Origin of the sequence: Nonlabens ulvanivorans, from assembly GCF_032922765.1 — a bacterium.
In the GTDB taxonomy this organism is placed as follows: Bacteria; Bacteroidota; Bacteroidia; order Flavobacteriales; family Flavobacteriaceae; genus Nonlabens; species Nonlabens ulvanivorans.
The window spans coordinates 1,713,006-1,729,399 of sequence record NZ_CP136694.1; the positions used below are offsets into that span (position 1 = coordinate 1,713,006).

Sequence of the window (16,394 nt, forward strand, 5' to 3'; positions counted from 1 at the left end):
ATGAATTAGTTTTTAGTTGGTATAATGACAGTTTGTAAGCTTTGTGGACCTAAGTTGATATTAACCACGCTTTCGCGGAAGCGTAATTCATAGTTTTTATTTTTCATTCCCTCATTAAAAATCACAAAAGCAATCGTACCATCTGGATTTTTTGCAGCGGTAACCATAAGGTCTTTATCTGTATTTTGAACATCAATTACTACAGCTCCTGGACGTATGTACTTACTAAAATGTGCCATTGTGTAATAAAGAGGTGTAAAATAAACCTCATCATTTTCTGGATCTACAATTACAGGTGCTACACACCAGTTTTTGAACCAGTTAGGTCCACCTTGACGATCTAAAACCATATTCCAATCTACCCAACCGTCTACCCAATTATTCAAACAACCTATGATATCACGGGCATAACGATTTACTGGAGCATATTTAGGATGTAAATGTTTATCTTCTTCTCTTGCCCAATCCCAGCCCCAATCCGTAGATTCTTTAGACCAATACCACTGATCATTTCTCCATTCTGGAACTTGTGAATCCACGCAACCTTCAGTCTCAATCAGATATTTATTTGGCGCTTTGTTATGTGCATATTGCAAATCTTCTGGAAAATAATCATAGGTACTTTCATACCAATGAATGGCTGTACCATCATAATATTTTGATGAAGCCTCATCCTTATACATAACGTCTACCCATTCCTTTATTCCAGCTCTATTCTGGTCATATCCTAAAATAATTTTATCACCATAGCCATCTTTTTCAAGTTTAGGACCTAAATGATGCTGGACAAAGTCAGTCATTTCTTGTGGTGTGTAATGCATACTTTCCCAATTATTGCCATTCCCATGTGGTTCATTTTCTACTGTAAAGCCCCATATCGGAATACCTTCAGCCTCGTAAGCATCAATATATTTTGAAAAGAATAAAGCCCATGTATCATAATACTTAGGCAATAATTTACCACCAACCCAATGGTTGTTATCTTTCATCCACGGCGCTGCAGTCCATGGTGATGCAAATATTTTAAATCCATCATCAGAAGCTGCCATGGCATCCTTAATCATTGGAATTAAGTCATCGCGATCTTCTTGTATAGTGAAGTGCTCTAACTCCATATCATCGACAACAGGCGAATAAGAATATTGTGATAATGAGAAATCACAACTATTCATATGCGTGCGTGTTAGTGAGTAATTTGCACCTCTATTTGAAAAATAGGCGTCAATTATAGAGTCTTTATTTTTTTTACTTAATCGATTTAGTAAATAGGCAGAACTTTCTGTAAATGCACCACCAAAACCAGTAATCTTCTGGTAAGTAATATTTTCATTTATAGTTATAACAGTGGTACTGTCCTTTATTTCAAAAGGTGTAACACGAGTTAAATTATTACCTGTTGCAGATGTCTCATAGACCTCAACATTAAGTGTACCTTGTTCTTCTTTACAGCTCATAGTCGTACAGATTATAGCAGCTACTAATAAAGAGGATGCTATGTTTTTACATCTATTCATATCCTTTAAAATTTGATTTTACTGGAGGTAATTGGACAGCTTTCATAAGTTGTGATTTATTACCATCATAAGTTTTAGAAATGGAGTAACCATTTCTAGTCAGACCTTCAAATACATTTTCATCCACTAGATCCCAAAGACCATATTTAACTTTTCCATTAATAGTAAATAGTCCAAAATGATTCTCTGAGCCTTGAGGATTTGCAGCATCCTTCCATTGCTCATCAAAAGCCTCAAAGTAAAAGCAGGCGATTTTATTCTTTCTGGTCCATTCTCGGATTGATTGATAGTACAGTCCAGACTTGTACTCATCAGTGGCTTTTGATCCATTGTTACCATATAATCCACTAGAATATGTTGCCCATCCGGTTTCACCTATGTGAATTGGCTTATCAACACCTATAGACTTCATATATTCATATACACGATCATATTGATCAATCGCATAAGCTAATGACCTCTCTATCGACTTCTCTACTTTTTGTCCTTTAGAAAGTGTATTTTCTTCAGGAGAGTTGCCCCAAAAAACTGGATTATAATGAGTGTCATGCATAGGGTAAGTATGCATCGAGATATAATCTACGGCTTTAATTAATTGATTTAATTCTGCCGTATGATATACGTCCTCTCCACCACCCCATGAAGCAAAGTTGTCAGAGCTAGTAATCCATAAATCCTTAGAAAGTTCTCCTTTTTTCTTAAGGTTTTGAAGATGATTTACCCATTTAAGAATCACGGCAGGTTGCACATAATAACTTGTCGCCCATTTTACCATTGCCTCATTTCCTACTGCTATAATTTTAATTATATCTGGATACTGTTGCGCTAATTGTACTGCACGATCAATCTCTGCAGCATTATTTTCACTTTCTATATTGTGATCTGGCTCTGTTGCCGTCCAAGCATTTTTACAATCTATCCATGCACCCAGCATGACATACATTTCAAAATCTGGTTGCTCTCTTTTTAACTCGTCAATCGCTTTAACCACGTTTGTAGCCATAGGTAATTGCATGTTATAAGTACGCAGGATTTTTACATTCATAGCTGCAAGAATCTTCATATCATTCTTGATTTGCATCATTGATGGCTGTACATCTCTAGAAGTACTGCGGTAACCACCGTATGAGATCGCTAGATAATCTGGATTAGATAAGATAGCACTTGCTGTCATTGTATTTGCTTCTGTTACTAGAGGTTTATTTTCATTAACATCTTTGCATGCTGTCATAAAAACCAACAACATGATAAATAAAGATGTGATATGAAACTTCATAACTAGTTTTAATTATTAAGATGATTAGTTATCGCTTTCGCGAAAGCGATAACTAATCATCCATCTTATTTTTTACTTATTCAGATTTACTTTTATAACCTTAATTTTATGTGCGCGTTGAAATAACATTTCACTTGTTTTTCTATCTAGGCTCAGTCCATCAAAAGTTATTTGATCACCATCAGTGAACATAACTAGGATATTTTCAGCAATGCTTTGGGTATAGATAACTGGCACCTGACAATATGTAAATGCCAGTGATCCTGTATTGACTTTTATAGATTGCTTCTTTTGATTTACATCTACATAATTAAAGTCTTGATTAGTTTTTAAAAACTCCAGTTTGCGCAACATGCTAGGTTTAAAAGAAAGCATACCTTTAGTAACCACGAGACCTAGCTCGCCAAAACGGCTCAAGATATCTTCCTTAACCTGCCCAGTCATTCCTGGTTGTTGAGCACCTTTTGTACCTGGCGTATGTGAATATGGATCTGTAGGTACCGCACCATACAATTCTGGTGATTTATGAGCTCCGATTCCTGCTTGAATCTCAAAATAGTGATCAAACATTTTCCCGATGATCTTATCGTTAGCACCTTCATTAACTGCTTTTAAACAGCACTCTTGTACTGCAAGCAATAGTTTAGAAACCATATGCCAGTATATAGAACCTAATCCTTCATAGCCGAAGAATGTACCCGACCTACCGGTAAAGGCTTTATGATTAAAAACCGCTTCAAAAGTTTTCTCTAGTTGTCTTTGTTCGGTTTGAACTAAGTCTTTATAATCGCCATTAGATAAATTCTTCAGTGCTTTTTTAAGACTGTTTACGTTATTAAAGTTAGCATTGAAGTGATAGTCTCCAGTATTATCTTGAACTACTATTTGTTGATTACCGTTTTTAAGAAGCTGCTGCAGTAATTGTGACTTTGCAACCAGTTCTTGAGGTATTATATTCTTCTCCTCAAATCCAGGTAAATCTTTATTAGGGTACAGGATATAGCTGTACTGGTCTTCTCTAAATAGTGCGCTGGATTTTAATCCATCCATTACCTCAAGTGCCTGTTTAGAGTTTAAGTAACCAGAACTTAATACTGCTACCTGACCTTCTAACATTTCAGATAAGTAAGAAACACTTACGTCTCCATTATCTTCTATGGTCATCAGATTATAGGCATGGTACATGCCATCTGCACGTTTATTTGCGTCTATACTGTGGTCTAAGTATTTTAAAGTAGTTTCTATAAATTCTAGTACGCTACTTTTTGAAATTTCTTTTTTATCACCTGAGAAGTTGTTGTTGTAAATTCCAGTTCTATAGTTACTTGCTGGTTGGGAAACACCATCTAGAACAGCTCTACGTTGTGTATCATTCATAGCGCCATCAAGTAATCCATGATGATCCTTTAAGGTCTTGCTTACACCTGCAAAAAATACTTCTAGCTCCTGAGAAACTGCAGTAGTTTCAAAATCAGCATTTTTAATGAAGTCATTAAAGTAGTTTAAGAAACGTCTTAGGTAATATAATGTTACCATGGAAACTCCGTTTCCTACCAGCGCATTATTTGCATCGTTCCATTCTGGACGTTGAGTGTTTAACCATATACCAGCTTCAGGGATAAGATTAGAAACTTTAGCAAGAACCGTTGCTAGTAATTTTTCAACTAGATTTACTCTATAAACATGACCTGATGTGTCTCTTAATAACGCACCATCTGCTCCTACTTCTTCTCTTCTTTCTTCTATGACTTCTTGTAAACGATAATCGAAGTCTATGGTGTCTTTAGGGTTCTTTAAGATATCTGCATACTCCTTAATTTTATAAGGAACGTTTGCATATACAAATAGATCTTCATTTAAGAAGCTATCCAACTTACCAGGATAGTAATCTTTAATAAACTCTAAGAACTTAAGTAAATAAATGATCTGGTGATCACCCCAATATCCTATATAAGACCATGGATCATCTTCTTCTATAACTTCCCAATCAAATCCTCCTTTAGTAACTCTATATGGGTTATAACCATCAAACGTGGTTGCATTTAAGAACTTATGAATCATTCCATCTATAAACTCTGGATAGGAATGTGCCAATGCTTCCCAGTTCTGGAAAATATCACGCCAGTTACCTTCATAGTCCAAGATTTTTGACCCATCTACTTCACTACGAGTATTGATTGAAAACTTATTCCATGGGCGACTAGGATCACCATGTCTCCTACTAAATTTAAGTGGCAGATATTCTATAACTAACCTTTTAAAATCTGCATGATTACTTGAATAAGCAATCTTTGTTATAAGATCGTGATTAAATGTATCTGGTAGCTCTTTAAGCAAGTCTATACAGTCATTATAAACCTTTCTATTTGCTGCTTTTAAATATTCTTCAAAATCATCTTTTTCAATAGCGTAGTTGTTATCAAAAATCCCACCTCGCATGATATTAAACATCGTGTTTGCAAAGTGTCGGTTATTAGTCAATGGATCTGCAGTTAATTGCAATCCGTCTGACGCTGCTATAAGATTGATAAGTTTTTGCGAACCTAATTCTATGTTTTCTTTAATCTTGTTGATGAGATTTGCATCTGTCTCAATCAGTTTTGAAATATCATTAATAGAGACAATATTCTTATTAACGTCTGCCATGTAATACCATTCCTTACTATTGTTTCCAGAAATTTCCATTTCTGAAATTGTGAAATAAGCACCTTTCTCTGCCTTTATATCAGTCTCTCCAAGAACATTGAAACCTTTTCTAAAACTATCTAGTTGAAGACTGGATAATAAATAAGTAGGATTATCTACATTTAAAGACCACACAATATTTGCCTTAAGTGCCTCACTAGGTTCTGCTTTATCTACAATCACAGCGCTAAGTGCAATAATACCAACTCCTGTTTCTTCTTTAAGTTCAGAACGTTTATAAGCATCAACTAAATTACTAGATGCTTTTTGTAAATCCTCTCCTACTGTTGCAGGAAGTAAGTTTTGCAAACCATCTAGAACAGTCATTTTCACTTTATCTGAACTACCATTAATGATCTCAGACTTTTTCACAAAACCATAGATATCACTGGAGTTCCATGAGTATCGATAGGTTATGTTCAAATCATGGTTGATTTCTTCAAAAACCAACTTATTACCATATACATTTTTATATAAATTACGCGAGGTTTTATAAATCCCAGTATATCTATTTGAGAAAGGTTCCCATAGTAAATCCCGATCTTCTTTATGAAGTCTAATAATCGTTTTACTTCCTGTTATATCATTAGACTCTGTAATTTTATCATCGGTATAGTATGGGAATAATGCAGCGTCACTGTTTTTACGACCTGCGGTAAGACCACCATTACTAGAGATAAACATCCAGTGATTTGAATCGCTTACAATGCTCATAAAAAATGGTCGCATCGCATCATGATTACTTATTTTATAATATTTCTCATTTTGAAAATCGACTAGCTCACCTTTTACTTCATTATTTTGAGAAGTGGCTTTTAGATTTCCTAGATATATTTCTTTATTGGTCATTATTTTAAATTATAGTAAAACTGCTATTAGAATTTGAAATTGATTAAAATAAAAGATGCTATTGATGATTCCGCTTTCGCGAAAGCGTCATGCAAAATCTTAAATCAATATGTTATTATTTACTCGTAGATGCGTATATAATCCACATACATAGTTTGAGGAAAAACCGTTTGTTGAGTTGGAGCTCCTACAAAAGAACCACCTACTGCAAGATTCATAATAATGTAGAAGTCGTTATCATTAAAAACCCATTCTCCATTCACATCATCTGGCGTAATCTGATTGTACAGCACATCATCGACATAATAATTAATGTAATCTGGTCCCCATTCTATACCAAAAATGTGAAAGTCTGTATCAAATCGATCATTTACGAGATCATAGGATTTAGTAACAGCATTACCACCAGAATAGCCTGGTCCATGTACACTACCCAAAACAATTGTAGGATCCTGACCACGGTATTCCATGATATCAATTTCCCCTATTTGAGGCCATATTTGCGTCCCGTTTGCATCATCTCCTAACATCCAAAAGGCAGGCCAGATACCTTGTCCCCATGGTAGTTTAATCCTAGCTTCAAAACGACCAAATTTTCTTTGATACTTTCCTTTGGTTAGCATTCTAGCAGATGTAAATCCAGCACCTTGAAAATTCTCTTGAAGAGCTGTTATTTTTAGCATACCATTTTCAACGTTTACATTTTCTGTACGATCGGTATAATATTGTAATTCGTTATTTCCCCATCCTGGTATACCTTGGTCTGCACCATTACCGATATCAAATCCCCATAAAGTTGGGTCTGGAGCTCCATCTACATCAAACTCATCTGAAAGGACTAAGTTTTTTAACGTAGTCACTGTTTGCTTTTCATCTGTTGAACAGCTATTGCCTAATAGTACAAAACTTACAGCTATGGATAGAACAGATAGTTTATACATGGTGTGATTTTTTTTTAATTTCATAATTCTTGTCTTTCTCCTATTAATTACGGAAGTATAAATTATCGATATAAACATCTGCACTTTCAAAAGGCTGAGCTACAATTATATACTGACCTATATTTGAAGTGTTTAATAATCCGGTAAAGTCTGTCAGTGGTATATCATGGCTCACCCATTGTCCTGTTGCTGGATTAGAAATGGTAATCTCATGTTCAGAATCATCTGGTGTACCTATCGTATTATCTGCTCCTAAGTCAACCAATTTGATAGCAAAAGATGAATAGTTTGCAGACCAAGTGTCTATTCTTAAATGTGTCATGGCACTGGCGTCTACAGTACTTGAAATAGTTTCAATACCAGCAAATCCTAATGAAGTATATTTCTTTATATTATCACCTGCAACTACTTCATCAGTGAGTACCGTAGGTGTTGATGACCATGGCGTTCTAAACGTATCCACCGCTACATCTGTATAAGCATCACTGTAGAGTGAAATCACATTAGATGCGGCATCTGATGGAATTGCCGCCGCCGTGGTAGGTGATGTAGGTTCTCCATAGAAATAGATATTGTCTAAATAAAAGTTAGGTAGTACAGAAAAATTAACGGTCTCGTATATAATAAGTCCGATGTTATTTCTTTGAGTAAGAGTAATTGGAATTTCAAGTGTTGCCCAAGTATCTGCAGTAAAATCAGAGCTATTAAAAAATATTTGTTGGCGTGTATCGTCTCCACCACCATCAACCTGATCAGGACCAAAATCAACTATAGATATTAAGAAATCTAGACCTGCTGGAACACTACCAGGTATGTACATATTTAAATGTAAGTTGGACTTTTCAGTAGCATCAACTGTTGGGTTTGCAAATTGATTCCCCACAAAATTGAAGTTTGTGTAGTTTAAAATATTATCACCATTAACTACAAAATCAGCCGATAAGGTAGTTTGAAATGGTTCCCAAAAGCCATTATAAAAATCTACAGGCACATTAGTATAAGTATCGCTAAAAATTGAAATCACATTAGCAGGACTTCTTGTAGGTGTAGGTGCTAGAATAAAATTACCTAAGGAATTAATTGTTATGGAACCAGAAGCATCATTTTCACCTAGAGTAGCCGTAATCTCACTAGTACCGGATGTTATTACACTTATAATACCAGAAGCGTCAACCGTTGCAACATTAGTATCTGAAGAGTTGAACTCAAAATAAGCAGGTGCTGTCACTACTGACACATCACCAGCAGAAGCTATATTAAAGGTTTGCATTAAATCAGTTACTGGAGTTGTTACACCTGTAAATGAACTTGCAGTAACGTCTTGTCCGTTTACGATGGAAGGCCTAGGTTGAGCTATAGTACCTAACTTTTCAAATTTCAGTTCATCAATCCATAAAGTATATCCAGATCCACCAGTTCCTTGAGTTCCTGCAGCATATCTTAACATACCACGTTCTTGAGTTAATTTTGAAGGATCTGGAATAGGTACAATATATTTACTCCAATTAGTACCGATACTAATATCGGTTCTAGTTGCAACAAATCGGTTCTCTAAAAAATCCTCTCCAAAACCTAATTCGCCAATCGTTACGCCTTGCGATGCTTTCGCCCAAAAAGTTAGAGCATCGTATTCCGTCAAATCTCTTCCCGCGCCATCAATTCTAAAAATTCCACCGGCATAAGCTCCTTCTGGATCATTATCGTTAGGCACATCAATTCTTATAGACGCTGCACTTTGATAACCTTCATTGTTATCAACAGAAAAGGCAGTAAATTTTGAATCTGAGTATGGGAAATAAAAATCACTACCCAATCCGATAGGTGTATCAGTAAAAATTTCTCCTGTCTTAGAAAAAGTAGCAGCAGCTACATCGTCTGATAAATCTCTTTCACAACTAATGGTTAATGAGAATACCGCTAGTAATAAAGAAACTTTTAAAAAATTAATTTTTGAATTTTTCATTTCTATTATCTTTTTATTTACCTATGTTAATATGAACATAAGTTCTTATTTCCCATTCAGATCCATTAGGGAATCCAATTGGACTTATTATTGGTTGGTCAGCAAAAGGTTCTGCTTGATTAGGACTATATCTAGGAGAGAATTCATTTAAAGATCTCCAAGTACCCATGATACCAATTCTGGTATCTGGTAAGATGAACCAATCTGGTTTACCGAGAGATGTAGAGATATCTAAGGACATTTGCAGTGGATAGGTAAGGTTGAAATCTCTATGATAATCAAAAGGACCCCAATCATTAACTTTTACTGCTCCTGTAACTTTCACTTTTTTATAAATGAACCTTACATCACCACCACCTCGTTTAATTAATCTTTCATCACTACCATTTGCTTGCGCGGTACCGTAATACATATTTGCAATTAATCCTAATTCTGGTGTTAGCTTAGAGACAACTCTTGAATGTGCTTCCCATAAATCTTCTGCAGGTGCAGAGTTAGGAAAGATTAAAAAATCTCGTGTATCTGAGAACCCAATTGCTGCATCTTGCGCTGTTGGGTGCTTGCGATAGACAAAACCAATGTTCATTGCAAATTTTGCGTCTTCAGACCTATCGTTGTCCCATTCATACATCCATGTTGCTGGTGTTGGGTCATAACTCAATAAGATTTCACCTGCAGTAGTTTCTCTGTTGCTTCTTACTGAAAAAGGATCTTGAATTATATTTCTAAGTCTTCCAGGAGCTCCCACATCGTTAGGCATAGGACCTACTATTGGTTTTTGCCATAAAAAGTTAGGTGCTATTTGAAAGTCACCAACAGAGTAAGTGAAACCAGCTAAAACGTTAGTCTGATTTCCTCCTCCAGACTCTTTTAATCTCCATCCAGTAAACGTTTGTGTATAATCACCTCCATTACTAGCAACTAAGCCAAATGCTCCAGCTTGTGCATATGCATTAACTCTACCATTTTGGTAAGTCATTTTAATCTTACCACCAAAATTATCAGAAGCTTGAATCTTGTCTGTTAATACCGTATAATTTCCAGATGTCCCTTCAGCCACTTGAAACTCTCGTCCATTAAGCGGTGATCCACCCCAAATACCTCCTACTTCTAGACCAATATCTCCAAATTTACGAGCGGCATGAAACGTAACTCTTCTCGTCTTAGGCTGTGGAATAGCTATAGAACTTACTGCTCCACCTAAATTATCAAGATCCTCGTGGTAGATTCCTGTTAGATTATATTTACCAACTTGACGACTATATTTTAAAAGTATTGCAGGATTTGCACCCCACCAAAGTTGAGGACCAAAAGCTGCTTTGAAACCTTTAAGTGCTCTTTTTCCATCCACTTCCATCCCAAGAGTCTCTCCATTGTAAATATCTAAATTAGGTCCATAATTTGCCTCTGGATAAAGTCCGAAAAAATCTCCTTCATAACCCCAATGATAATGTCCTGTTCTATAAAAACCTCTTGCGTCAAAATCTTTTGCATTCCATTCATAGCTTGCATTATAAATTTGGACTCTATTTTGATCAATCAGGTCAATTGCTCCATCCTGTGAGTCAACGGTTATTTGTCTACCTCTATTTTCATAAAAGATCTCATTAATCGGATTCTCAGCAACATTACCTAATATATTGACATTAACCTCTGCTCTCATATTTGCAGCAGGATTTCCTTCAATTCCTATAAAATAGGACTGCATGTGATCAAAACCTTGTTCATCAGGAACAGCATCAGAATTCGGGTCGGCAACTTCTGGAGTTGTAATCAAAGAACCACCTGTGCTAAACGTTGTAAATTTTGCGCTTAGATTACTGATACGTATTTTTTCACTGTTTCCACCACCACTCATTGCCGCTTTATCACCGCGCGCTCGTAGTACGGCATCCATTAGATTAATATTCTTAAAATAGTTATCTACAAAATTCAAATCAATATTGGAGCCGTATGGATCTAACTTATGCACCTCTTTAAGCGTGTAGTAAGCTGCTCGAGGATATAATGTGTAAAGCCCACGAGGATTTGTAGGTCCCTTAGCGCAAATACCGAACCATTCCTCATTCATATTATTCTCTCCAGGTACTAAATCAAGATCATATCCTCCGTTTGACCACGATGCATTATTGTCGTGTACGTCTAGGTTTTTAGTCTGACCAAACTTCCACCAGCCATCACTAAATTGAAATGTAAAACCACCTATTGAATTACCTGACATACCCATACCAGCGACATTCTTATAAATATCCTTCCAATTATTAAGCATGTAATAGGCCTGAGATTTTTGATCTTCTTGATTTTCTATCGCATTAAAGGCGTCAGCTCCAAACTCAGTAAACATTAAAGGCTTATTAAGTTTCTCTTTCACCGTCTGAAACGCATCTGTAAAAGTCTTACCACGGTACATGTTAGTACCTAATATATCAATGTCCTTGCACTCTTCAGCAATAATATCTATAAATAACAAATCACCATTACAAATTGCCATAGGATGATTACTGTCAATAGCTTTCATTTGAACTACAGCTTCATTGAATATTTTATACAACGACCTTGCACGTTGAGTAGATTTTCTATCCTCTAACGGAATATCTTCTGTTTCTGCACCATCCCAAAAGAGACCATAATTATTTTCATTACCTAATAGGAACATCAAAATACCTCTAGTATCCTTATAAGAGCGAACCATATCTGTAGCTTCTAAAAGCAATAACTTCCTTGTTGCTTCATCACTATACTCTGTATTTGCAACCCAAGATCCATTTACATTTAAACCATATCTACCGAAAGAATGATTAAGCATAGTGTAAATTCCGTAATTGTCATATATATAAGTAATCCATTTAGATGGAACTCCTGTATATTGTCTAATAGTGTTAACTCCCATATTTTGAAGCAGTCCCATTTCTGCGTCCAAAGCTGCTTTAATAACATCATCAGATTGCTTCCATAAGCTGTAATTAAAATTGGTGCCAATAGGAAAATAATCCCAATTCATCCCATTGATAATAAAGGGTTCATTCTCTACTAAAAGTACATGACCATTTTCATTAGATTTTAATGAAATTTCAGGATTTTGTGCGAACGCCAAAAATCCAAAAAGCAACCATGCGATGCTTAAATAGATATTTTTCATATTAAATAATTTGGAGGCTTTCAGAAATCGATTTCGTAATTCAACAAAAACGTGAAAACTTAAAATTTATACATGCTAAAAATATCTTTGTTATTTCAGATAAAAAAAATATTAACTACAACAAAAAGCATACATTTTGTAAAAAAACATATCATTACATAACATTTAACAGAAACACCCTTAAAAGACTGATAAAGATTGACTTACACAATATTTAGTCAGTATAAATATTTATAATTTCAAATATGTTGTACTAATGTTGAGTTATTAAGTATTTGAATCTTTAAATCTTATATCTCAACAATGTAACTCGTAAGACTATCCTCTCGAGACAGATCTAATTTTTTACGCAAACGATATCGTTTTATCTCAACACTCCTAGGAGAAATATTTAATAATGGAGCAATTTCTTTCGATGAGAGATTTAACCTAAGATAGACACATAATCTAAGATCACCAGATGTAAGTGATGGATGCAATTCTTTAATTTTTTTGAAAAAATCTTTGTCGGCATTATTAAAAGCTTCCTCAAAAGTTAACCAGTCTTGTTTACTATTCAGGTTTTTATCTAGCATCTTTTTTAAGGACTTTGACTCTACAGTTTTAGGAAGATTATTTAGCTCTTCTTTTAATTCATTCAGAGTTTCATTTTTCTTTATCATTGCCATAGTAGAAATAGCAAGTTCTTTATTTCGATGCTCAATATCTCCTCTTAATTTGGCATTACGTAGTTCAATTAAATTCTTCTCATTAGTAAGGTTCCTAAGCTCTAATTCTTTTTGCTGTTTCAAAAGAGCTCTCTCTTTTTGTCTTTTAAAATACCAAATATAAAATCCGTTTAATAATATTATTAAAACAATCAAAAGAAGAATATAAATCGCAATTGCGGTATTAGTCAAATAATAAGGTCTAGCAATAGTAAAACTATAGGTTTCTGTATTAGTGGATAAAGTTTCGTTAATTCTAGATCTCACCTCAAAATTATAATCCCCATATGAAAGGTTTTTTAATTCGATTGAAGTATTTTCAACCCATTCACTCCATGATTCATTAAGTTCTAATACTCTATATTGATATAATACAGTATTTAACGAGTTGTATGAAGGCGAGCTGTAATGAATTTGCAGAAAGTTATCCTTATACGGTATAGTAGGTATGTCTGTTAACCCAAACAATATAAACTCTCCATCCTTAAAAGATTTAACCTCATTAATGTATAATTCATTTGTTGTAACTGTTTTTTTATTCTGATTTAAGGTGGTATATCCATAAGATGACCCAATCAAATATTCATTAGACCCTAAGACCGTTAAGTTTTCATACCCTACTTTCTCGTTTCTCAATTCTTTACTTAAAAATACTTTTTCTACAGAATAGGTACCATCAATATCCTCAATACTAATTTTTGAAAGGTGATCTTTATTGAACAGCCATAGATAGCCATTACTTATGACTAAAGTACCTGAGGTATAAACATCTTTTCTTACCAGTTGACTTAACTCCTCATTTAGGGTGAAAGTCTTTTCATTATAAGATTTTGTATAAACAGAGTCTCGTCTTGCATAGATGATATTATCCTTAAACATTATCATATCAGAACCAATACCTTTACCCAAAACCTCTACTGTATCAATTCTTTGAACGGAAGTTAAGGAATCATTTAGGGACAATTTAAAAACACCTTTGTATTCATGATTTACATAAATATTCTTGACCTTATCAACTACCACATCCTTTGAACTGATATTAAATCCTTTTATCTTATTTCTTACTTCCCAATTATCACCTTTTTTGGTTAAAAAGTATAAGCCATTATAAGTTCCTGCAAGAAGCAAGTTAGAGTCGTCACTGATTCTATGGGTCTGCCATGTACCAATAGTACCTGGTATGCGTTCTGCCCTATCATTTTCAACAATAAATATTCCCGAATGATGATTACAATATAATTGCCCATTAATACTCGCAATAGACCACACCTGCCCCTGCGTGCCATCAATAAAGGTAAAATCTAAAGAATCATCATTTTTATAAAACAAGCCTTGATTAGTACCTACATAAAGAATATTACCCGATTTGTAGGAAGTGTAAACCGTACCTAATTTTCCATCTCTATCATGATAAATACTATAAGCTGAATCTACGTTTACAGAACTAATTCCATTATCTAGACCTAACCAAACATTTTTTTTAGAATCTTCAAAAATGGTAAGACATGTATTATTAATTAAACCATCACTTTGATTGATAACATAATTGGTGCTACCATCAAGATTCATGGAAACAACTCCATTAGAAATAGTGCCTAACATCAGACTACCGTCACTTAAAAAAAGCGCGTTATACACGGTAAGGTCAAAATTTAAATCAGATTGAGCAACCAACACTGGTTCTTTATTTTCTAATCTATATAAGTCTGCATTTTCAGTTAAAAAATGAACTTTAGATTCATGTTCAAATAATAGAATTACGGTCTCTTCTTTAAAAAAATCACTTTGGCTTATAGGTAAAGGTCTCTGATTAGAAATAGTGAATAATCCTTCTCCCAAAGAATGGTAATAATAAGTCCCATTTACTTTAAAAAATTTATTGATATTATCATTAGATACTAAAAGAGAGACTTTACCACTACTTATATCGTACGAATAGATATGAGATAAGGATTGAAATAAAACATAATCTTCATTTACGATAATATTCCAGAACTGCTCATCTTCTTCAACATCGATGACGGAAGATTCAATAATAGATGTGTACTTTAAAACACCACGATCATCTTTTTGCCAGTAGCCAAAATCCATGTAGCATCCAGTATAAATGCGATCGCCTGCTACCTTTACAGATCTCATAATACTCTCATTAGGCGTTTTGTAGAGACGCCATTGAGCACCATTATATTCTAATAATCCTTTGTTGTTAGCAATATAAATATAATTATTTTCTGACTCCGACAACATCCAATTTTGGTTACCTGCGCCATATTGTGAAGGCTCATAATTATTTAAAGGAGGCAACTCTTGAGCCGCACCATTTATATAAAATAGGGATAATAATAGTAAGAAGTATATTGTTTTCAACAGTTACAGTTTTCTCAAATGTAACTAAAATAACTCAACACACAAGCTACAGTGCTAGACACTATAAAACGTAAGGCTCTTTAAACCAATAAGTAAAGATTTAAAAAATAAAAAAACAACCTATACAATACTACTTATTAAATCCTCTCAACTTTATAGCAGTAAGAACTTTTTTTGTGTATAAAGGAAAGTCTGCGTTCTGAATCCAGCTGTAATAACCGGGTTCTTTCTCTAACACATCGACAATTCTCTTCCCTTTGTGTTTCCCAAAATTGAAACACTCTTCTCCTTTATCATTAAAAGCAAGCATTCCTGCAAAATCAACTGGCTTACGACGCGTAGAAAAATCAGCAAGAGAATTCATGTCGTTTTCAAGGTCTGGATAACGATCTAATTGACCTTTGAGCACTTCATATGTAGCGATAGTATCAGCCTCTGCACTATGCGCATTTGTAAGATCCTTATCACAATAAAATTTATAAGCAGCGACAAGTGTGCGTTGCTCCATTTTATGAAAAATATTTTGTACATCAATAGCATTACGATTACCCATGTCAAAATCTACATCAGCACGCAGCATCTCTTCTGCCAGTAAGGGAATATCAAATCGGTTTGAATTAAAACCAGCTAAGTCAGAATCTTTAATAATATTGTGAATTTCATGAGCTAACTCCTTAAAAGTACGTTCATCTTTTACCATCTCGTCAGTAATTCCGTGTACAGCTGTGGTCGCTGCAGGGATAGGAACCGTCGGGTTCACTCTATAAGAATATGTTTTCTCAGTGCCATCAGGCAATACTTTATGTATAGCAATCTCAACAATTCGATCTTTTGAAATATTAACTCCTGTGGTTTCTAAATCAAAAAAACAAATAGGTCTACGTAAATTGAGTTGCATGTGATATATTTTAGAAGATCAATGTTGTGAGTTACACGCTTTCGCGAAAGCGGAA

The 16,394-nt window shown here is 34.6% G+C and carries 8 protein-coding genes; all 8 read right to left on the reverse strand.

Annotation, left to right across the window (positions count from 1 at the left end; genetic code table 11):
* Nucleotides 1-5: 5 nt before the first annotated feature.
* Nucleotides 6-1,454, reverse strand: a complete 1,449-nt coding sequence (locus R1T42_RS07710; protein WP_317289918.1) for a glycoside hydrolase family 30 protein — start codon at nt 1,452-1,454, stop codon at nt 6-8.
* A 52-nt stretch (nt 1,455-1,506) separates the two neighbouring features.
* Nucleotides 1,507-2,790 (reverse strand): glycosyl hydrolase family 17 protein, encoded by a 1,284-nt coding sequence (locus R1T42_RS07715; RefSeq protein ID WP_317289919.1) that lies wholly within the window; start codon nt 2,788-2,790, stop codon nt 1,507-1,509.
* Nucleotides 2,791-2,862: 72 nt separating this feature from the next.
* Nucleotides 2,863-6,324 (reverse strand): hypothetical protein, encoded by a 3,462-nt coding sequence (locus tag R1T42_RS07720; protein WP_317289920.1) that lies wholly within the window; start codon nt 6,322-6,324, stop codon nt 2,863-2,865.
* A gap of 119 nt (nt 6,325-6,443) precedes the next feature.
* A complete protein-coding gene (locus R1T42_RS07725) occupies nt 6,444-7,289 on the reverse strand; it encodes a glycoside hydrolase family 16 protein (protein ID WP_317289921.1) in 846 nt (281 codons plus the stop codon).
* A 19-nt stretch (nt 7,290-7,308) separates the two neighbouring features.
* The gene (locus tag R1T42_RS07730; RefSeq protein WP_317289922.1) at nt 7,309-9,228 is read right to left on the reverse strand and encodes a glycosyl hydrolase family 16; all 1,920 of its coding nucleotides are present in this window, start codon (nt 9,226-9,228) and stop codon (nt 7,309-7,311) included.
* A gap of 13 nt (nt 9,229-9,241) precedes the next feature.
* Nucleotides 9,242-12,367: a glycoside hydrolase family 2 TIM barrel-domain containing protein gene (locus tag R1T42_RS07735; RefSeq protein ID WP_317289923.1), complete on the reverse strand. Its 3,126-nt coding sequence runs from the start codon at nt 12,365-12,367 to the stop codon at nt 9,242-9,244.
* Nucleotides 12,368-12,657: 290 nt separating this feature from the next.
* Nucleotides 12,658-15,441, reverse strand: coding sequence for a helix-turn-helix and ligand-binding sensor domain-containing protein (locus R1T42_RS07740; RefSeq protein ID WP_317289924.1), 2,784 nt, complete (start codon nt 15,439-15,441; stop codon nt 12,658-12,660).
* Between the two features lie 130 nt (nt 15,442-15,571).
* Nucleotides 15,572-16,339 (reverse strand): 3'-5' exonuclease, encoded by a 768-nt coding sequence (locus R1T42_RS07745; protein WP_042249463.1) that lies wholly within the window; start codon nt 16,337-16,339, stop codon nt 15,572-15,574.
* Between the last annotated feature and the right edge of the window lie 55 nt (nt 16,340-16,394).

Coding starts and splice junctions, on each gene's coding strand:
- R1T42_RS07710 (WP_317289918.1), bottom strand. CDS start 1,454: ATGAGCTGTAAAGAAGAACAAGGTACACTTAATGTTGAGGTCTATGAG.
- R1T42_RS07715 (WP_317289919.1), bottom strand. CDS start 2,790: ATGAAGTTTCATATCACATCTTTATTTATCATGTTGTTGGTTTTTATG.
- R1T42_RS07720 (WP_317289920.1), bottom strand. CDS start 6,324: ATGACCAATAAAGAAATATATCTAGGAAATCTAAAAGCCACTTCTCAA.
- R1T42_RS07725 (WP_317289921.1), bottom strand. CDS start 7,289: ATGAAATTAAAAAAAAATCACACCATGTATAAACTATCTGTTCTATCC.
- R1T42_RS07730 (WP_317289922.1), bottom strand. CDS start 9,228: ATGAAAAATTCAAAAATTAATTTTTTAAAAGTTTCTTTATTACTAGCG.
- R1T42_RS07735 (WP_317289923.1), bottom strand. CDS start 12,367: ATGAAAAATATCTATTTAAGCATCGCATGGTTGCTTTTTGGATTTTTG.
- R1T42_RS07745 (WP_042249463.1), bottom strand. CDS start 16,339: ATGCAACTCAATTTACGTAGACCTATTTGTTTTTTTGATTTAGAAACC.